Source organism: Streptomyces sp. URMC 124, from assembly GCF_051386455.1.
Classification (GTDB): Bacteria; Actinomycetota; Actinomycetes; order Streptomycetales; family Streptomycetaceae; genus Streptomyces.
The window spans coordinates 18,321-37,848 of the sequence record NZ_JBPQTS010000041.1 but is presented as its reverse complement, the minus strand read 5'-3'; the positions used below and the strand labels follow the sequence as shown (position 1 = coordinate 37,848).

Annotated in this window: 14 protein-coding genes; 6 read left to right on the top strand and 8 right to left on the bottom strand. The window is 73.3% G+C overall.

All coding sequences use genetic code 11. The features are described from left to right. Positions 1-79 precede the first annotated feature (79 nt). The 3 genes from ACSNOG_RS11650 (at position 80) to ACSNOG_RS11640 (ending at position 4,919) form a co-directional block, all read left to right on the top strand. The gene (locus tag ACSNOG_RS11650) at positions 80-2,056 is read left to right on the top strand and encodes an APC family permease (protein WP_436752520.1); all 1,977 of its coding nucleotides are present in this window, start codon (positions 80-82) and stop codon (positions 2,054-2,056) included. A 261-nt stretch (positions 2,057-2,317) separates the two neighbouring features. After that, positions 2,318-3,433, top strand: coding sequence for an EamA family transporter RarD (gene rarD / locus ACSNOG_RS11645; protein ID WP_436752519.1), 1,116 nt, complete (start codon positions 2,318-2,320; stop codon positions 3,431-3,433). 121 nt (positions 3,434-3,554) lie between these two features. Then, the gene (locus tag ACSNOG_RS11640; RefSeq protein ID WP_436752518.1) at positions 3,555-4,919 is read left to right on the top strand and encodes a M28 family metallopeptidase; all 1,365 of its coding nucleotides are present in this window, start codon (positions 3,555-3,557) and stop codon (positions 4,917-4,919) included. Between the two features lie 54 nt (positions 4,920-4,973). On the opposite strand, the gene ACSNOG_RS11635 is transcribed toward ACSNOG_RS11640, so the two are convergent. From ACSNOG_RS11635 to ACSNOG_RS11610, 6 genes are all read right to left on the bottom strand, one after another. Beyond that, positions 4,974-5,879: an ABC transporter permease gene (locus ACSNOG_RS11635; protein WP_436752517.1), complete on the bottom strand. Its 906-nt coding sequence runs from the start codon at positions 5,877-5,879 to the stop codon at positions 4,974-4,976. After that, positions 5,866-6,825, bottom strand: a complete 960-nt coding sequence (locus tag ACSNOG_RS11630; RefSeq protein WP_436752516.1) for an ATP-binding cassette domain-containing protein — start codon at positions 6,823-6,825, stop codon at positions 5,866-5,868. The genes ACSNOG_RS11635 and ACSNOG_RS11630 overlap by 14 nt, the downstream gene beginning before the upstream one ends. 113 nt (positions 6,826-6,938) lie before the next feature. Beyond that, positions 6,939-8,240 (bottom strand): LolA family protein, encoded by a 1,302-nt coding sequence (locus tag ACSNOG_RS11625; RefSeq protein WP_436752515.1) that lies wholly within the window; start codon positions 8,238-8,240, stop codon positions 6,939-6,941. A gap of 289 nt (positions 8,241-8,529) precedes the next feature. Then, complete coding sequence (locus ACSNOG_RS11620) at positions 8,530-9,540, bottom strand: polyprenyl synthetase family protein (protein ID WP_436752514.1); 1,011 nt, start codon at positions 9,538-9,540, stop codon at positions 8,530-8,532. Between the two features lie 1,242 nt (positions 9,541-10,782). Beyond that, positions 10,783-11,985 (bottom strand): FAD-dependent oxidoreductase, encoded by a 1,203-nt coding sequence (locus ACSNOG_RS11615; protein WP_436752513.1) that lies wholly within the window; start codon positions 11,983-11,985, stop codon positions 10,783-10,785. Positions 11,986-12,107: 122 nt separating this feature from the next. Then, positions 12,108-13,412: an ATP-grasp domain-containing protein gene (locus ACSNOG_RS11610; RefSeq protein ID WP_436752512.1), complete on the bottom strand. Its 1,305-nt coding sequence runs from the start codon at positions 13,410-13,412 to the stop codon at positions 12,108-12,110. Positions 13,413-13,708: 296 nt separating this feature from the next. On the opposite strand from ACSNOG_RS11610, the gene fahA reads away from it, so the two are divergent. From fahA to ACSNOG_RS11595, 3 genes are all read left to right on the top strand, one after another. Beyond that, positions 13,709-14,905: a fumarylacetoacetase gene (gene fahA / locus ACSNOG_RS11605; protein ID WP_436752511.1), complete on the top strand. Its 1,197-nt coding sequence runs from the start codon at positions 13,709-13,711 to the stop codon at positions 14,903-14,905. Continuing rightward, entirely contained in the window at positions 14,902-15,600 is a 699-nt protein-coding gene (locus ACSNOG_RS11600) for a GOLPH3/VPS74 family protein (protein WP_436752510.1), read from the top strand. The genes fahA and ACSNOG_RS11600 overlap by 4 nt, the downstream gene beginning before the upstream one ends. A gap of 93 nt (positions 15,601-15,693) precedes the next feature. Further along, positions 15,694-16,206, top strand: coding sequence for a hypothetical protein (locus ACSNOG_RS11595; RefSeq protein WP_436752509.1), 513 nt, complete (start codon positions 15,694-15,696; stop codon positions 16,204-16,206). Between the two features lie 69 nt (positions 16,207-16,275). Here ACSNOG_RS11595 and nuoN read toward each other — a convergent pair whose 3' ends face one another. Next, positions 16,276-17,928: an NADH-quinone oxidoreductase subunit NuoN gene (gene nuoN / locus ACSNOG_RS11590; RefSeq protein WP_436752508.1), complete on the bottom strand. Its 1,653-nt coding sequence runs from the start codon at positions 17,926-17,928 to the stop codon at positions 16,276-16,278. Then, a complete protein-coding gene (locus ACSNOG_RS11585; protein WP_436752507.1) occupies positions 17,925-19,526 on the bottom strand; it encodes an NADH-quinone oxidoreductase subunit M in 1,602 nt (533 codons plus the stop codon). The genes nuoN and ACSNOG_RS11585 overlap by 4 nt, the downstream gene beginning before the upstream one ends. Between the last annotated feature and the right edge of the window lie 2 nt (positions 19,527-19,528).

Genomic DNA, 19,528 nt, shown 5'->3' with positions numbered 1-19,528 from the left:
GGCGCTCGGACGGGCTGATTTCCGGCCCGTCCGGGGGCGTCTGACGCCCCCTCGCCCGCTCCCCCGCTCTCATGGGGGCATGGCCGATCCCGATGCCACGCTCTCTCCGCCCGTCCGCGACCGGCTCGCCTACCGCGTGAAGTGCCGGCTGCTCGGTCCGCCCCTGGTCACCGAGCGGCTCTCCCAGGAGAAGCTCGGCAACCCCATGGCGCTCGGGGTGCTGGCCTCCGACTGCATCTCCTCCACCGCGTACGGCAGCGAGGAGATGCTGCGCATCCTCGTGCCCGTCGCCGGGGCCGCCGCGTTCACCCTGCTGATGCCGGTCACGGGTGCGATCCTGCTCGTCCTGCTGCTCTTGACGCTGTCGTACCGCGACGTGGTGTCCGTGTACACGCGCGCGGGCGGGTCGTACGTCGTCGCGCGGGAGAACTTCGGGCCGCGCGTCGCCCAGATCGCGGCCGTCGCCCTCCTCGTCGACTACATCGTCACCGTCGCCGTGCAGACCGCGGCCGGCACGGACGCGCTGATCTCCCTGGCCCACCTCACGGGAGAGGGCTACACGGGCATCGACCACCTCAAGCTGCCCATCACGGCGGCCGTCGTGGTGCTGCTGATGTACGGGAACCTGCGGGGGATCCGCGAGGCGGGGCGGGCGTTCGCGACGCCCGCGTACCTGTTCATGGCCGCCGTCGCGCTCATGCTGGCCGTCGGCCTCGTGCGGGCGCTGGACGGCGGGCTCCCGCAGGCCGACCTGCACGCCCCGGGCGTCGTGCCGCTCGGCCAGGAGGGGGGCGGCTGGCTCTACGGCGCGTCCCTCTTCATGGTGCTGCGCGCCTTCGCCAACGGCGGTTCCTCGCTGACGGGGCTGGAGGCGATCTCCAACGGCGTCTCCGCGTTCCGTCCGCCCCAGGGCGTCAACGCGCGGCGGACGCTGACCGTCATGAGCTGCGTCCTCGGCGTCATGGTGCTGGGCGTCTCCACGCTCGCCCACTACACGCACGCCGTGCCCTACGTGGACGGCAACCCGACCGTCGTCGCCCAGGAGGCCCACCTCGTCTTCGGCGACGGCTGGGCGGGCACGGCCGGGCTGGTGTTCGTGCAGCTGGCCACGGCGCTCATCCTCTACACCGGCGCCAACACGCCCTTCACCGGCTTTCCCTTCCTCGCCAGCTTCGTCGCCGAGGACCGCTTCCTGCCCCGGAAGCTGATGCGGCGCGGCCACCGGCTGGCGTTCTCCAGCGGGATCATCTCCCTGACCGTCGTCGCGCTCGCGCTGCTGCTGGTCACGGGCGCCAACGTCGACAAGCTGGTCGCCCTGTACGCGATCGGCGTCTTCACGGGCTTCACGATGGCCGCCGCCGGGATGACCGCCCACTACTGGCGGCGGCGCGAGGGCGGCTGGCGGACGGGGGTGAACTTCGCGGCGGCCGTGGTGTCGGCGCTGGTCGTCGTGGTCTTCGCGATCACGAAGTTCACGGAGGGCGCGTGGCTGGTCGTCGTGGTCTTCCCGCTGGGGGTGTGGGCGCTCATCCGGATCAACCGCGAGTACCGGGAGGAGTCCGCGGCCCTGGAGACGATGCCGCCCCTCAGCGGGGCCGCCGAGCCGCACTGGCGGCGGCACCTCGTGTACGTCCTCGTCGACGTGCTCGACCTCGCCGCGGTCAAGGCGCTGCGGTACGCGCACGAGCTGCGGCCGGACGAGGTGCGGGCCGTGCACTTCGTCATCGACGAGGCGCGGGCGCGGCGGCTGGCCGCGCGCTGGGAGGAGTTGCCCGGCACGGACGTGCCGCTGGAACTCGTGGACTGCCCGGACCGGCGGCTGCGGCACGCGGTCGCCTCGCTCGCCGCGCGCGACACGGCTGACGGGACGACGGCGCTGACGCTCCTCGTCCCCCGGCGGACGTACGCCCGGCCGCTCGCCGCGCTGCTGCACACGGACTCCGGGGACGAGCTGGCGAAGACGTTGCAGCACCTGCCGAACGTGGCGGTGACGGTGGTGCCGTTCGACGTGACGGCGGCGATGGCGCGCCTGCGCGGTCCGGCGGCGGCGCCTTGACCTCGCCGGCGCCGTAGGCCCGGCACCGCCGGACCGGTCGACGGGTGGTAACTCGCCGTCGCGGCGGGAGAAAAGTCCCGGCCCCGCCCTTTCACCGTTTCCTGGGGGCAGGCCCCCAGCCCCCCGCAGGGGTTTCGGGAAGGGGCGGGTCAGGGGAGCCCCCTCCGCCGCGACGGCGCTCGGCCCGCCGCTTCGTGACCGGCGGTGCCGGGACGGGCCTCGGTTACCTTCACAGGGACGCACCACGCCCTGGAGGGGACCATGCACGCACCCGCGCCGCCATCACGCAGTGACTCCCGTAGCGAGACCCGGACCGGCCTGATCTGCAGCTTCGCCGCGTACGGCATCTGGGGGCTGTTCCCCCTCTACTGGCCGCTCCTGGACGCGGCCGGTCCCGTCGAGATCCTCGCGCACCGCATGGTGTGGTCCCTGGTCGCCGTCGTGGCCGTGCTCGTCGTGACCCGGCGCTGGGGGTGGATACGCCCGCTGCTGCGGCAGCCCCGGCGGGTGGGCATGATCGCCCTGGGTGCGGCGACGATCTCCGTGAACTGGGGGATCTACATCTGGGGCGTCAATTCCGGGCACGTGGTGGAGACGTCGCTGGGGTACTTCATCAACCCCCTCGTCAGCATCGCCTTCGGCGTCGTCGTCCTGCGGGAGCGGCTGCGGGCCGCGCAGTGGGCTGCGGTCGGCGTCGGCGCGGCCGCCGTCCTCGTGCTGGCGGTGGCCTACGGCAAGCCGCCGTGGATCGCCCTGGCGATCGCGGCGACGTTCGGTACGTACAGCCTGATCAAGAAGAAGGTGGGGCTGGACGGGCTGGAGTCGCTGGCGGCGGAGACGGCCGTGCTGTTCCTCCCGGCCCTGGGATTCCTGGTGTTCCTGGGGGTGACGGGCGCCAGCACGTTCACGAGCGTGGGCACGGGGCACACCGCGCTGCTGATGTGCTCGGGGGCGATCACGGCGGTACCGCTCATCCTGTTCGGCGCGGCCGCGGTGCGGCTGCCGCTGTCGGTGGTGGGGATGGTGCAGTACCTGGCACCCACGTTCCAGTTCGCCCTGGGGCTGCTGGTGTTCCACGAGGGGATGCCGGCCGAGCGCTGGGCGGGCTTCGGGCTGGTGTGGCTGGCGCTGGCCGTGCTGACGTGGGACGCGCTGCGGACGGCGCGCCGGGCGCGGGCGGAGCTGCGGGCGGCCCGGGCCGCCGCGGCCGAGGCGAGCAAGGCGGGCGCGTCGGGCCAGGCGGTCGAGACGGGGGCGGCGGTCGAGGCGGGCGCGGCGGGGGCCGGCAGGGCGCGCACGTGCGGCGCCGCCGCAATTCGTCACACAGAAAACACAACTGCCCCAGGAGCAACAGAAGTCACAGCTCAGGGTCAGTAACTCCCGGTAGGGGCCCGCCCGATATCCGGAAACCGGTGTCCCCTGTCCGAAATCCGCCCTTGACGCGATTTCGGGGCGCCCTCAACATCATGCCCACGTCAAAATGAGTTGGGAGCCCCCCATGCTTGAACTCAGCGGTCCCACCCTGCCCGCCCGCCCCCGAAGATCGCGTACCGGCGCCCTGCTGGCCACCGGTGCGACCCTCGCGGCCACCCTGCTCGGGGTCGCCTCCGGCCCGGCCCTGGCGGTTCCCACCGCCGCCACGGCCCGCCCGGTCGCCGCCGCCGGACCCGACATACCCGTCGCCAATGTCAAGGCGCATCTCGCCCAACTGCAGTCCATAGCCACGGCCAACGGCGGCAACCGCGCCCACGGCCGCCCCGGCTACAAGGCGTCGCTCGACTACCTGAAGTCCAAGCTGGACGCCGCCGGCTTCACCACCACCGTGCAGCAGTTCACCACCGGCGGCGCCACCGGCTACAACCTCGTCGCCGACTGGCCCGGCGGCGACACGAACCACGTCGTCTTCGCCGGGGCCCACCTGGACTCCGTGTCCGCCGGGCCCGGCATCAACGACAACGGCTCCGGCTCGGCCGGCGTCCTCGAAGTCGCGCTCGCCGTCGCCCGCGAGGGCTACAAGCCCGCCAAGCACCTGCGGTTCGGCTGGTGGGGCGCGGAGGAGCTCGGCATGCGCGGGTCGAGCTACTACGTCAACCAGCTCCCGGCCACGGAGCGCGGGAAGATCGACGCGTACCTCAACTTCGACATGATCGGCTCGCCCAACCCCGGGTACTTCGTCTACGGCTACGACCAGAACCTCAAGGCCCTCTTCGAGAACTGGTTCGCCGCGAAGAACATCGCCACCGAGATCGACACCGAGGGCGACGGGCGCTCCGACCACGCGCCCTTCCAGAACGTCGGCGTCCCCGTCGGCGGCCTGTTCAGCGGCGCCGACTACCGCAAGACCGCCGCCCAGGCCCAGAAGTGGGGCGGCACCGCCGGCCAGCCCTTCGACCGCTGCTACCACTCGTCGTGCGACACCTCGGCGAACATCAACGACAAGGCGCTCGACACCAACACCGACGCCATCGCGAGCGCGGTGTGGACGCTGAGCGGCGGCACCACCAACCCGCCCGGGGGGAAGGTCTTCGAGAGCAAGTCGCAGCTCGCGATCCCCGACGCGGGAGCGGCCGTCGAGTCGCCCCTGACGGTCTCCGGCCTCACGGGCAACGCGCCCTCCGCCCTCAAGGCCTCCGTCGACATCAAGCACACCTGGCGCGGCGACCTGGTCGTCGACCTCGTGGGGCCGAGCGGGCGGGCCTACCGCCTGAAGGACTCCAGCGGCAACGACTCCGCGGACGACGTGATCGCCACGTACACCGTGGACGGATCCGGGGAGACGGCGAACGGGACGTGGAAGCTGCGCGTCCAGGACATCGCCGCGCAGGACACGGGCCGGATCGACGGCTGGAAGCTCACCTTCTAGGCACGAACGGTCCGGGCCTGACCGGCCCGGCGGGCAGCTCGCCCCCGGGCCCGGTCAGGCCGTGATGTCCTTCGTCGTGAACCGCGCCCACGCCGCCGAGCCGAACACGGCCGCGTACAGCGCCTGCAGTCCGGCGTTGTCCAGCAGCTGGTCCCAGGAGACCGGGGCGCGCAGCAGGTCCGCGAAGCTCAGCCAGTAGTGCGGGAAGAGGTACGGCTGGATCGCGTGCAGCTGCGGGAACTGGTCCAGGATCTGGGCCGTGATCAGCAGGCCCACGGTGGTGGCCATCGCCGCGATCCCGCTGCCGGTGAGCGTGGAGACGAACAGCCCGAGCGCCGCGATGCCCACCAGCGACAGCGCCACCGCCCCCGCGACCGCCAGCGCCCGCAGCAGACCCTCGCCGAAGGACACCGTCACCCCGCTGATGAGCGTCACGTCCCCCAGCGGGAAGAGCAGCGCCCCGACGGCGAGCGCGGAGACCGCGACCGTCAGCGTCGCCACGCAGCAGAACGTCAGCGTCGCCGCGTACTTCACGAGCAGCAGCCGGGTGCGGCCCGCGGGCGCGACCAGCAGATAGCGCAGGGTGCCCGCGCTCGACTCGCCCGCGACGGAGTCCCCCGCGATCACGCCGATCGCCATCGGCAGGAAGAAGGGCAGGGTCGCGGCCAGCGAGGTGAAGACCAGGAAGAGGCCGTTGTTGGTGACCTGGCTGATGAACGCCGGGCCCGCCCCGCCGTGGCCGGCCGTGCCGCCGTCCTGCGTCTCGATCTTCACGGCGATGCCGACCAGCACGGGCACGGCCGCGAGCACGCCCAGCAGCGCGAGAGTGCGCCACCGCCGGAACACCGTCCCCACCTCGCTGCGGAAGAGCGACAGGGCCCACAGCGGGCGGGGGGCGCGCCCCGCCACGGCGCCGGCGCCGGTGCCCGGAACGGCCCCGGCCGTCTCAGCCCGCGACATCGAATCCCTCTCCGGTGAGTGCGACGAAGGCGTCCTCCAGGGAGGCGCGTTCGGTGCCGAAGGCGCGCACGCGGACGCCCGCGCGCACGAGCGCCGCATTGAGGTCCGCGAGCTCCCGGGCCACGGCCGGCAGTTCGCCGGTGACCCGGTCGTCGTCGACGGTGAGGTCGTTCACGCCGTGCTCCTTGAGCACGCGGACGGCCTCCGCCGTGTCGGGGGTGGTGACGGCCAGCCTGCCGCGCGCGGAGGAGGCCAGCTCGGCGACCGTGCCCTGGGTCAGGAGACGGCCCTGGGCCATCACCGCGACGTGGCTGCACACCTGCTCGATCTCGTCGAGCAGGTGCGAGGAGAGGAAGACCGTGGTGCCCTCGGAGGCGAGACCGCGCACCAGGGCGCGGATCTCGCGCATGCCCTGCGGGTCGAGGCCGTTGGTCGGCTCGTCCAGGACGAGCAGCTCGCGCGGCTGCAGGAGGGCCGCTGCCAGGCCCAGGCGCTGCTTCATGCCCAGGGAGTACGCGCGGGCCTTCTTCCCCGCCGCGGCGACCAGCCCGACCCGGTCCAGGGCCGCGTCCACCCGGGCCCTGCGGGTGCGCGGGTCGGCCGTGGGGTCGGCGGCGTCGAACCGCACGAGGTTGTCACGGCCGCTGAGGAAGCCGTAGAGCGCGGGCCCCTCGATCAGCGCGCCCACCCGGGGCAGCACGCGCCGCCCCGCCCGCGGCATCTCCTCGCCGAGGACGCGGGCGACGCCGGAGGTCGGCTCGATCAGCCCCATCAGCATCCGGATGGTGGTGGTCTTGCCGGAGCCGTTGGGGCCCAGGAAGCCGAAGACGCTGCCGCGCGGCACGACGAGGTCGAGCCGGTCGACGGCGAGCTGCCCGCCCCGGTAGCGCTTGGTGAGCGCGTGGGTGGCTATCGCCGGTTCCCCGGCGGCGGACAGCTCCTCCATGGGGCCTCCCTGCTCGAGATCCGCTGTACGTGCTGCCGCGGCGCGGCTCCTTCGGGGCGCTCCTTCGAGGCGCTCCTTCGAGGCGCTCCTTCGAGGCGACTACTTCGAGGCGACTACTTCGAGGCGGCCTTCATCAGCGCGTCCTTGGTGACGGCGCCGACGTAGACCTTGCCGTCGTCCGTGACCAGGGCGTTGACCAGGCGGGTGCTGAAGACGTGGCCCGAGCCGAAGGAGCCCGAGACCTTGCTGCCGAGGCCGTCCAGCAGGGCACCGGCCGGGCCCGCGTCCTTGCCGCCCTTCGCGCCCTTGGCGCCCGCGGCCGTGCCCACGCCGCCGGGCGTCTTGAACTCGGCGATCGACGTCCAGCTCTTGCCGAGCACGTTCATGCCGGACAGGCCCGACGCGTCCAGGCCCTTCTTCCGGTCGTCCGCGCCGCCCTTGCCGCCCTTGGCACCCTTGTCCTCGGTGACCTCGGCGCCCTTCGGCGGGGTGAAGGCGAAGGTGTCCGCGGACGGCCTGGAGAAGTCGACCTTGGTGAAGGCCGCCTCGACGACGGCCTTGCCGCCGCCCTTCGGAGCGAGCGTGAACTTCAGCGGCACGCCGTTCTTCGCGTCCACCGCGATACGGACCGCGCCGACCGTCGACTCGGCCTGCTTGGGCTTGAGGACCAGCTGGTAGGCGTCCCGGCCGGCGACCTTGGCCGTGCCGTCCACCGTCACCGAGGTGGAGTCGTCCACGGCGGCGAGCGTCTTCTTGGCCAGATCCTGCGGCGAGGCCCCGCGCAGCTCCTCGGGGGTCTCCTTGCCGCCCTTGGCGCCGTGCGCGTCCTTCGCGTCCTTCGCGGCCTGGGGGGCCGCCGAGCGGTGGACGGTGTTGCTCTTGCTGTCGTACGCCCAGAGCTGGTCGCCGTTGCGGATCAGGCTGTACTCCGCGGCGCGCTCCACGATCGACAGCCGCTGCTTGTCGGGACCGTCCGCGGCGACGCGCAGGGTGTGCGTGCCGGAGGCGAGCTCGGTGAGCTTGGCCTGCGGGGAGGCGGCGTCCGCCCCCGCGCCCCGGCCGGCCTTGCCGTGACCCGCCTTGCCGCCCTGGCCCTGACCCTGGCCGTCGCCGAGCGAGAAGCCCTCGGGCAGCGAGGGCAGGCCCAGGTCGGTCGTGACCTTGACGGTGCCGGACAGCTGCTGCGCGTCCGACTGCGCCACCTTGGCTATGAGGTCCTGCGCAGCGATCTCGGGCAGGTCCGGGTCGCCGCTGCTCGCGAGGGCCGTGCCGATCCCGATCGACGCCGCGGCGATGCCGGCGACCGCGACCGGGACGGCGTAGCGGACGGCCTTGCGGCGGCCCGGTGCCCGCCCGGCGCTTTCCCCGGCGCCGGCCGCCCCGTCGGTGCCGTGGGTCGGTTCGATGCGTGCCATGTCCTCTACCTCCGTCGTCGGCGGCGGTCTCGACGTGTCGTGCACTCGCCACCCCCTGGGCTCATTGTGAACCCGGCCGCTCGGTGGTGGAGCGGGGAATCCGGGGCTTTTTCCCCGGTCTCTTCCCTCGCCTCGAGACACTTCGATTCCACCAGAGGCGGCCTGCCGGGGCATCAGACGACGGGATCAAGTCCGCGTACCCCTCGGGTAGGACATCCCCTACGGGTCGGCCAGCCGAGAGGGGGAGGGCGCCCCTGACCTTCGTCGGAACGGACGCGCGGGCGGGCCGTCAGCCGGCCCGGTGCACCACCGCGTCGCACAGGTTCTCCAGGGCCGCCTTGGCGAAGCACTCGGGCAGCGGGGCCAGCGTGGACCGCGCCTCCTCGGCGTAGCGCACGGTGTCGCGGCGGGCCTGCTCCAGGGCGGGGTGGGCGCGCAGGCGGCGCAGCACCTCGGCGTGCAGGGCGTCGTCGGCCAGGTCGCCGTCGAGCATCTCGCACAGTTCGAGGTCGGCCGGCGAGCCGGTGGCGGCGGCCTGGGCACGCAGGTGCAGGACGGGCAGGGTGGCGATGCCCTCGCGCAGGTCGGTGCCCGGGGTCTTGCCGGACTCGTGGGAGTCGCTCGCGATGTCGAGGACGTCGTCGGCGAGCTGGAAGGCCATGCCGAGGCGCTCGCCGTAGTGGGTGAGCACGTCGATCGTGCGCTCGTCGGCGCCGGACATCATCGCGCCGTACCGCCCGGAGACGGCCACCAGGGAACCGGTCTTGCCGGCGAGGACGTCCAGGTAGTGCTCGACGGGATCGCGGCCGTCACGCGGGCCCGCGGTCTCCAGGATCTGGCCGGTGACCAGCCGCTCGAACGCCTCGGCCTGGATGCGGACGGCCTCGGGGCCGAGGTCCGCGAGGATCTGGGAGGCGCGGGCGAAGAGGAAGTCACCGGTGAGGACGGCCAGGGAGTTGCCCCAGCGGACGTTGGCGCTGTCCACGCCGCGGCGCTTCTCGGCCTCGTCCATGACGTCGTCGTGGTAGAGGGTCGCCAGGTGGGTGAGCTCGACGACCACGGCGGAGGGCACGACGCCCGGGGCGTACGGGTCGCCGAACTGGGCGGCGAGCATCACCAGCAGTGGCCGGAAACGCTTGCCCCCGGCGCGCACCAGATGCTGCGCGGCCTCGGTGATGAAGGGCACGTCGCTCTTGGTGGCCTCCAGGAGGCCCTCCTCGACAGCGGCCAGTCCCGCCTGGACATCGGCTTCAAGAGCCTGGTCCCGCACGCTCAGCCCGAAAGGCCCGACGACGGTCACGAGGGGTACTCCTGTCTGCCTGCGAACACGGGGTTTGTCGATGTGTCGCTGTCTCCACCGAAAGTCAGCGTATCCGGTCGGCTGTGGATCACCGTGGCCGCCCGTCCGGGTAGCGGTGTCCCGGGCCCTCCACGGACCCTCGCTCCGGCCGGTGTCCGGCGTCCTCCGCGACCCGATGCGCGCGCTGGTGTACGACGCGGGTGCGACCTGACACCTGCCCCGCGGGGCCCTTGGTCACCCCGGCAACGGCCCTGCCGGGCGGGGCACGGGCCGTGGGTTTCGGCCAAGCCCGACCACACGGCGGCCCGGGCCCGTCCTTCCGCGCGGCGACGGGGGCACTGCCCCCGGCCCGGCACCGGGCCGGACGGTCACGCACCGCGGCCGAAGTGGGTGCCGGGCACCCGATCCGGTGCCACACCCCAGCGCCTTTGCCGCAGGCACGCCGAGCGCGGCCGGGCACCGCCGGACACCGCCGCCTTGGTTGCTCACCGCCGCGGCCGAAGTAAGTGGCGAGGCACCCGATCAGGCGCCCCCCTCCAACCCCTCGCCGCAAGCACGCCGGGCACCGCCGCCCCGGCGGAAGCCGGTGCAGGGGCGCCCGATGCAGCGGCGCGCCCCAGCCCCTTCCCGCAGGCACGCGGCACGGCGGGCACCGCCGGACACCGCCGCCTTGGTTGCTCACCGCCGCGGCGGAAGTGGGTGGCGGGGCGCCCGAGCAGGTGCCCGTCCACGCCCTCCCGCAGGCACACCGGCCGCGGCCGGGCACCGCCGGACACCACCATCGCGGTTGCCCACCGCCGCGGCGGAAGTAAGTGCCGGGGCGCCCGATCAGGCACCCCCGCCAGCCCCTCGCCGCAGGCACGCCGGGCACCGCCGCCCCGGCGGAAGTGGGTGGCGAGGTGCACGATCGGGTGCCCCACCCGAGCCCCTTGCGGCATGCACACCGACCGCGGGCGGGCACCGCCGGATACCACCGCCGTGGTTGCTCACCGCCCCGGCGGAAGTGGGTGCCGGGGCGCCCGAGCAGGTGCCCCGTCCAACGCCCTGCCGCAGGCACACCGGAGGCGGGCAGGCGCCGCCGGACACCGCCACCGTGGCTGCTCGCCGCCGCGGTGGAAAGGAAGGCCAAGGGCGCGCAGGGCAGCCGCCGCCCCGGGCGTTGCTCGCCGCGGGCCGCCGGTGCCCGCCCACCACGCCACCCCTACGGGTTACGGCAGTGGGCGGGGCGAGCCGGGGGCGGGGTTACGGCAGTGCCGCGACAGCGCCCGCCAGCCGCGGCGAGGCGTACTCCGTACCGCAGACGAACCGCATGACCGGGCCGTAGCTGGCCGCGGCCGGCAGGCCCGTGAAGAACAGCCCCGGCACGGAGGCGCGGTAGCCCGGGCCGAGCCGGGGCCCGCCCGCGCCGACGGCGAGCCTGGTGCGCAGGCCGTGGCCGAGGAAGTCCAGGGCCGCGAGGTCGACCCGGTAGCCCGTCGCCGCGATGACGTGGTCGGCGGCGAGCTCCGCCTCGCCGGAGCCGTCCGGGCCGGCGAGGGCGAGGACGGGGCGGCCTTCCTCGACGCGGGCGGAGGCGATCCGCTTGCCCTCCGTGACGTGGACCCGGCCGATGAAGCGCTCGCGCAGCCACCACGCGCCGAGCGGGCCGAGCACGCGCTGCACCAGGAACCGGCGGGCGGGCGCGGGAAGATGGCGGAAACCATCGGCGTGGTAGGAGAACGCGTAGAGCGACCAGGCCCGGCCGAAGGGGGTGTCGGGCTTCAGCCGCGGCTGCCCGTCCGGCGCCGCACCGAAGCGGACGGCACCCTTGCGGCGGGCGACCACCCGCACCGACGCCGCCCCGGCGTCCGCGAGCAGCACCGCCGTCTCCAGCGCCGACTGCCCGGCCCCGACGACGACCACCTCGCGCCCGGCGAACCGCGACAGGTCCCGGTGCTGGGAGCTGTGGGAGACCGGCCCCGAGACGGACGGGCCGTCGGGGACGGCCGCGGCCAGCTCGGGCGGCAGCTGCGCCAGCCCGCTCAGGCCCGTGGCGACCACCACCGCGCGGGCGGCGAACTGCTCCCCGGAGTCCAGCTTCAGCTCGAAGTCCGCGGCCCGGCGGTCCACGGACACCACGCGCACCTGCTCCAGCTCCGGCACCAGGCGCTCCTGGAACCACAGCCCGTAGCGCGAGAACGTCTCGACCGGGATGGTGTCCCAGTCCGACTCGAAGCGCCCCTCGCCGGTCTCCCGGCAGAAGTCGAGCAGGGTGTGCCCGGGCTGCGGCGCGTCGATGCTGGAGGCCGAAGGGGTGGATTTCAGGATCATCCCGGCGGGCATGTTCTCGCGCCAGCTCACCATCGGCGAGCCGAAGACGCGGGTCGTTATCCCACGGGCCCGCAGGTGGGCGGCGGTCGACAGACCGTACGGGCCGGCCCCGATGACTGCTACGGGAAGTGTCACGAGTCCCCTCCCAGGGCGTTACTCGCTGCTCATTACGTGTACTCGCATGACGCGTGCTGTTCGTGCCGGGACGACGGTCGTCGGCGACGGCGGCTTGCTCGGCGACGGATACTCGGCGACGGTTATTCGGCAGGAGCCTCGGCAGGCGCAGGCGCAGCCCCGGCCGCGGCCGCAGAGGACACGGCAGCGCGCCTGGAGCGCCACATCTGCCACAGGTGCCGCACGCCCGGCCGTACGAACCGGGCGAGCATGGTGAAGAACGGCTTCATGTCGTCGCGCGCGACCCAGGCCAGCTCCGTGCTGCTGGCGCGCTGCGGCGCGTGCGGGGTGCTGTAGCCGCTGCGGCGATAGGCGGCGAGGGCGGGCAGGTCGATGTTCTCCACGACGAACCGGCGGCCGGCGGGCTGCTCGCCCTCCGGGACCCTGCGCCCGGTCAGGTCCAGGTGCTGGGCGCGGACGACGTCGATGCCGGCCTCGCTCTCGAAGAGCCGGAACTGCGCGCCCATACGGGGGTTGAAGTCCAGCAGCTTGTACCGGCCGTCGCGGCGGTCGAACCGCCAGTCCAGGTCGATGATCCCGCTGAAGCCGATCTGTTTGATGAACTGGGCTGCCATGTCGGCCAGTTCGGGGTTGTCCACGACGTAGGCGTTGGCGGTCATGCCCGCGTGCGGCGGCCAGGAGCGCACCTTCACGCCCGTGAACAGCGCGAGCGGGGTGCTTTCGGCGTCGAAGTAGGCGTGGACGATCCAGTCCTCGGCCTGCTCGCGGGGGAGGTACTCCTGGAGGATCACGCCCGGGGACGGGCCCCAGCCGCGCGCCAGTTGCAGCAGTTCGCCGGGGCCGTGGATGCGGGTGGTGCCGTGCACGGCGGGCTTGCGGCGGCGCTCGAACGCCTCCCTGTTCTTGGCGACGAGGGGGAAGCGGGCACGCTCCGCGAACTCCTCGATCTCCTCGAACGACGCCGGGAACAGGGCCTCCGGGGACGGCACCCCGTGCTCCACGCACAGCTCGTGCAGCCCCTGCTTGCTCGCCAGCCTGCGCGGCAGCTCCGGCTCCACGGGCGGGAAGAGGAAGCTGCCGGAGAGCTCCCCGGCGTGCTCCGCGATGAGCACCGCGGCCTCTTCGTCGGTGGGCAGCAGGACCGTGGGGCGGCCGATCTCGCGGCCGATGCGCAGCAGGCCCTCGATCAGCTCCTCGGGCCGCTCGGTGCCCGTGGTGCGCCAGACGAAGCCGCCGCGCAGATAGCGCGAGACGGCGGCGGGCGTCCAGCGGTCCTCCGTGATGGCGTACATGGGGATGCCGAGTCTGCCGAGGCTGCGGATCGCGCCCACCCCGCCGTGGTGCAGGGGATAGTCACCGATCTTCACGATCAGTCCTGGAACGGACCGGTCCGCCGCGATGGGCGTGCTCCTGCTCGCCACCAGCATCCCCCTCGGCCCCTCAGCCGCAGCGGCCCCCCACTGTGCCTGGCCCGATTAAGGACGCTACTTCGGAATCGCCGCTTCCAGCAAGGAATTGCCGGATATTGCGCGCTCTTTAGCCAGGGCTCGGACAGCGGTTCGGGCGCGCTGCGGGCAGCCGTTCGGAAGGCGCCCGGGCGCCCGTCGCGCGCCCCCTCTCCGACACCCCTTGCCTGCCGGCCACCAGCACGTAATGTGGGGCCGCGGGCCCGGCGGGCCCACCGGCATCCCGGAGCGTCCAGGAGAGAGCGAGGCAGCGTCCCATGCCCCAGCACAGCCCCCGCGAGCTGCCCGAAGGCGACCCCTTCGGCGCGGACACCCTCCCGTACGGCGTCTTCACCACCGCCGACGCCCCGGACCGGCCCCGCATCGGCGTCCGCTACGGGGCGCACGTCCTCGACGCGGCGGCCGCTGCCGCGGCCCACGGCTCCGCGCACGCCGCCCTGCTGGAGCAGCCCACGCTCAACCCCCTCCTGGCCGCCGGCCGGGCCGTCTGGCAGTCCGTGCGCGCCGAGGTCCGCACCTGGCTGGCCGACGGGCCCTTCCACGCGCTCGACGACGTGACGCTGCACCTGCCCTTCCAGGTCGCCGACTACGTCGACTTCTACTCCAGCGAGCACCACGCGACCAACGTCGGCCGCATCTTCCGCCCCGACGGCGAGGCGCTCACGCCGAACTGGAAGCACCTGCCGATCGGTTACCACGGCCGCGCCGGCACGGTCGTGGTGAGCGGCACCGACGTCGTGCGCCCCCAGGGCCAGCGCAAGGCGCCCGCCGACGCGCTGCCCTCCTTCGGTCCCTCCCGGCGCCTGGACATCGAGGCCGAGGTCGGCTTCGTCGTCGGTACCCCGGCGGGCGGGCCCGTCGGCCTCGCGGACTTCCGCGAGCACGTCTTCGGCGTCTGCCTCGTCAACGACTGGTCGGCGCGGGACCTGCAGGCCTGGGAGTACGTGCCCCTCGGCCCGTTCCTCGGCAAGTCCTTCGCCACCTCGGTATCGGCCTGGATCACCCCGCTCGACGCCTTCGACGAGGCCCGCACGGCGCCGCCGGAGCGCACCCACCCGCTCCTGCCCTACCTCGACGACGCGACCGCCGAGCCCGGCGGCATCGACCTGCGCATCGAGGTGACGATCAACGGCGAGACGGTCTCCCGGCCGCCGTTCTCCGCCATGTACTGGACCGCCGCCCAGCAACTCGCGCACATGACGGTCAACGGCGCGACGCTGCGCACCGGCGACCTCTTCGCCTCCGGCACGGTCAGCGGCCCCGAGCCCGACCAGCTCGGCTGCCTCCTGGAGCTCACCGCGGGCAAGGGCCCGTGGCTGGAGGACGGCGACGAGGTCACCCTCACGGCCTGGGCGCCCGGCCCGGGCGGCGCCCGGATCGGCCTCGGCGAGGTCACCGGCCGCATCCTCCCCGCGCGCGAGGGCTCCCCGGCCCCCGGCACCGCGACGCCATGACCGCCGACGCCCCGCGCCTGCTGCTCCCCGAGCAGCTGCTGCTGCTCTGCTTCGACCCGGTCAGCGGGCGCAAGCTGATGCGCGCCGGTCACTCCTCGGCGTACGGCGTGGCCGGGGCGGTGCTGGCCGAACTGCGGCTGGCCGGGCGGGTCGTGGAGGAGCACGGCCGGGTGCGGGTGACGAACCCGCTGCCGCCGGACGACCCGCTGCTGGCCACGGCGCTGGCGAGCCTGCAGGAGCCCGGCAAGGACGGCCGCGGGCCGCGGACGGACCGCTGGGTGCGCAGCGCCTCGCGGCACCTCGAAGGGCCCTGGCTGGCCCGGCTCGCGGAGAAGGGCGCCCTGCGCCTGGAGACCGGTCGCTTCCTCGGCTTCATCCGGTACAGCCGCGACTCCGTGGGCCCGGTGGACCTGACGACGCCGGCGCGGGAGCGCTTCGAGCTGGCCCGGCGCGGGGGATTCGCCGACCCGCGCGCCCGCGCGCTCGCCGCGCTGGCGTCCGCCGTCGGCATATCCGGGGCGCTCTGTCCCGGCTGGGGCCGCCGGTCCGAGCGGCAGGCCATGCGCCGGCTCGTGCGCACGGACTGGGCGGCGCGGGCCGTGCACAAGAACGTGATGCGCGACGGCGCGGACGGCGGGGGCGGAGGCGGCGACGGCGGGGGTGACGGCGGGGGCGGAGGCGACGGCGGCGGGTGATCCCGTCGAACCCCCGGCACGGAGCGCGGACTTCCGGAAGGCTGGATCAGGACTGCTAGTTTGTCGTGTCCACAATCACTCCGGAGGAGAGACGTGCGCAAGGCAGTACAGATCACGGGGGCGGCGCTCTGCGCCGCTGTGCTGATGACCGGTTGCAGCAGCGAGAGCGACGGCGGCAAGAAGGGCGACAAGCCGGCCGGCGGCGCCACGCCGGCCTCCCAGGCCCCGGCGGAGCAGCCGTCGGCGCCCGCCGCCGACGCCCAGCGCGCGACGGCCGCCGGGCTGGCGGGCGGCTGGTCCAACAGCGGCAAGCTCACCGACAAGAGCCTCGTCATCCTGTCGTTCGCCCAGAACACGGTGATGCTCAGCGGGAAGACCGCCTGCTCCGGCACGCTCGTCGACAACGCCCAGCCGGCGACGATCACCATCAAGCACTGCCAGGACGGCAGCACGGACTACAGCACGGGCACCATCAAGGACTTCGACGGCAAGTCCTTCACCGTGGCCTGGGCCTCCGGCAAGCAGGACAAGATGACCAAGGCCGTGGGCGGCGACGGCAAGCCGGCCGGCCTCCCGGGCGGCCTGCCCGCGAAGCCCGCGAGCTGACTCCGCACACGGAGCGGCCCCGGAAGCCCTGCCGGGGCTTCCGGGGCCGCTCCGATGCTTCTGCGGCGGCTACCGCACGAACACCCCGGCCTGCCCCGCCAGATCGAGGAAGTACTGCGGCGCCACGCCGAGGACCAGCGTGACCGCGACCCCGATCGCGATGGCCGACGACGTCAGAGGGCTCGGCACCGCCACGGTCGGACCGTCGGCCTTCGGCTCGCTGAAGAACATCAGCACGATCACCCGGACGTAGAAGAACGCGGCGATCGCCGAGGACACCACACCGACGATCACCAGGGCGCCCGCCCCGCCCTGCGCCGCCGCCTTGAACACGGCGAACTTGCCCGAGAAGCCGCTCGTCAGCGGAATGCCGGCGAAGGCCAGCAGGAAGACCGCGAAGGTGGCGGCCGTCAGCGGCGAACGGCGGCCGAGCCCCGCCCACTTGGACAGGTGCGTGGCCTCCCCGCCCGCGTCGCGCACGAGCGTGACGACCGCGAACGCGCCGAGGGTGACGAAGGAGTACGCGCCCAGGTAGAACAGCACGGACGACACGCCGTCGGGGGTCGTCGCGATGACGCCCGCGAGGATGAATCCGGCGTGCGCGATGGAGGAGTAGGCCAGCAGCCGCTTCACATCGGTCTGTGTGACGGCCACGATCGCGCCGACCAGCATCGTGATGATCGCGACGCCCCACATCACCGGCCGCCAGTCCCAGCGCAGCCCCGGCAGGACCACGTACAGCAGCCGCAGCAGCGCGCCGAAGCCCGCGACCTTGGTGGCGGCGGCCATGAAGCCCGTGACCGGCGTGGGCGCGCCCTGGTAGACGTCCGGCGTCCACATGTGGAAGGGCACCGCGCCGACCTTGAACAGCAGGCCCATCAGCACGAGCGCGCCGCCGATCAGCAGCAGGGCGTCGTTGCCGGTGGTGGCGGCGAGGGCCGGGTCGAGCGTGCGGACGGAGCCGCCCACGACCTCGGCGATGCCGGAGTAGGTGACCGTGCCGGCGTAGCCGTAGAGCAGGGCCACGCCGAACAGCAGGAAGGCCGAGGAGAACGCGCCGAGCAGGAAGTACTTCACGGCCGACTCCTGCGACAGCAGCCGCTTGCGGCGGGCCAGTGCGCACAGGATGTACAGCGGGAGGGAGAAGACCTCCAGGGCGACGAAGAGCGTCAGCAGGTCGTCCGCGGCGGGGAAGACGAGCATGCCGCCCACCGCGAAGAGCACGAGGGGGAAGACCTCGGTGGTGGTGAAGCCCGCCTTCACCGCGGCCTGCTCGGCCTTGCCGCCGGGCACGGCCGCGCCCTGGGCGGCGAAGGAGTCGACGGGCTTGCCGTGCGCCGCCGGGTCCAGGCGCCGCTCGGCGAAGGTGAACACGGCCACGAGGGAGACGAGGAGAATGGTCCCCTGCAGGAACAGCGCCGGGCCGTCGACGGCGACGGCGCCCATCGCGGCGGCGTGCGCCTTGCCGGTGGCGTAGCCCCCGGCGGCCAGGGCGACGACGGCGGCGAAGGCCGCGGCCAGGGCGACGCAGGACAGCAGCAGTTGCGCGTGGTAGCGGGCGCGCCGCGGGAGGAACGCCTCCACGAGGACACCGAGCACCGCGGCACCGAGCACGATCAGCGTCGGCGACAGCTGGGCGTACTCGATGTGCGGGGCCGGGATCTTCTGCGGCGCGGCGGCCGACATCGTCCACAGGCTGTGGACGGATGCTGCGTGGCTCACTTCGCGGCCTCCACATCGTTCACGTCGGGCTGGGGGTCGGCCTCGTGCACCTGCGACATCGTGTGCCGGACGGCCGGGTCGAGGATCTCCGTCACCGGCTTGGGATAGACGCCGAGGAAGAGCAGCAGGGCGATCAGCGGGGTGACGACGGCCAGCTCGCGCGCCTTGAGGTCGGGCATCCCCCGCACCTCCTCCTTCACCGGCCCGGTCATGGTGCGCTGGTAGAGCACGAGGACGTAGAGGGCGGCGAGCACGATGCCGAGGGTGGCCACCACACCGGCGGCCGGGTAGCGGCTGAACGTGCCGACCAGGACGAGGAATTCGGAGACGAACGGCGCGAGGCCCGGCAGCGAGAGCGTCGCGAGACCGCCGACGAGGAAGGTGCCGGCGAGGACCGGGGCGACCTTCTGCACGCCGCCGTAGTCCGCGATGAGCCGCGAGCCGCGGCGCGAGATCAGGAAGCCCGCGACGAGCATCAGCGCGGCCGTGGAGATGCCGTGGTTGACCATGTAGAGCGTCGCGCCGCTCTGGCCCTGGCTGGTCATCGCGAAGATGCCGAGCACGATGAAGCCGAAGTGGGAGATCGAGGCGTAGGCGACCAGCCGCTTGATGTCGCGCTGCCCGACCGCGAGCAGCGCCCCGTAGAGGATGCTGATCAGCGACAGGACGACGATGACGGGAGTGGCCCACTTCGAGGCCTCCGGGAAGAGCTGGAGGCAGAAGCGGAGCATCGCGAAGGTGCCGACCTTGTCGACCACGGCGGTGATCAGCACGGCGACGGGGGCGGTGGCCTCGCCCATGGCGTTGGGCAGCCAGGTGTGCAGCGGCCACAGCGGGGCCTTCACCGCGAAGGCGAAGAAGAAGCCCAGGAACAGGGCGCGTTCGGTGGTGGTCGCGAAGTCCAGCTTGCCGGCGGCGCGCGCCTGGACGATCTCCTGGAGGGAGAAGGTGCCGGTGCCGAGCTGGTCGGCCGTGACCGCGTACAGCCCGATGACGGCGGCCAGCATGATCAGCCCGCCGGCGAGGTTGTAGAGGAGGAACTTCACCGCGGCGTACGAGCGCTGGGCGGCGGCGTCCCCCTCGCTGCGCTCGCCCGTGCGGTCCCCGAAGCCGCCGATGAGGAAGTACATCGGGATGAGCATGGCTTCGAAGAAGATGTAGAAGAGGAAGACGTCGGTGGCCTCGAAGGAGATCACCACCATCGCCTCGACCATCAGGATCAGCGCGAAGAAGCCCTGGGTGGGCCGCCAGCGGGACGATCCGCTCTCCTGGGGGTCGGCGTCGTGCCAGCCGGCCAGCATGATGAACGGGATCAGCAGCGCGGCCAGGGCGATCAGGACGACCGCGATGCCGTCCACGCCCAGCTCGTAACGGACGCCGAAGTCCTTGATCCAGGCGTGCGACTCGGTGAGCTGGAAGGGGCCCTTCGCATCGGGGTCGAAGCGCACGAGCTGCACGGCCGCCAGGACGAGCGTGGCGAGCGAGAACGCGAGCGCGAGCCACTTGGCGGCGGTGCGGCGCCCGGCCGGCACGGCCGCGGTGGCGACCGCGCCGACCGCGGGCACCGCGGCCGTGAGCGTCAGCAGGGGAAAGGACATGG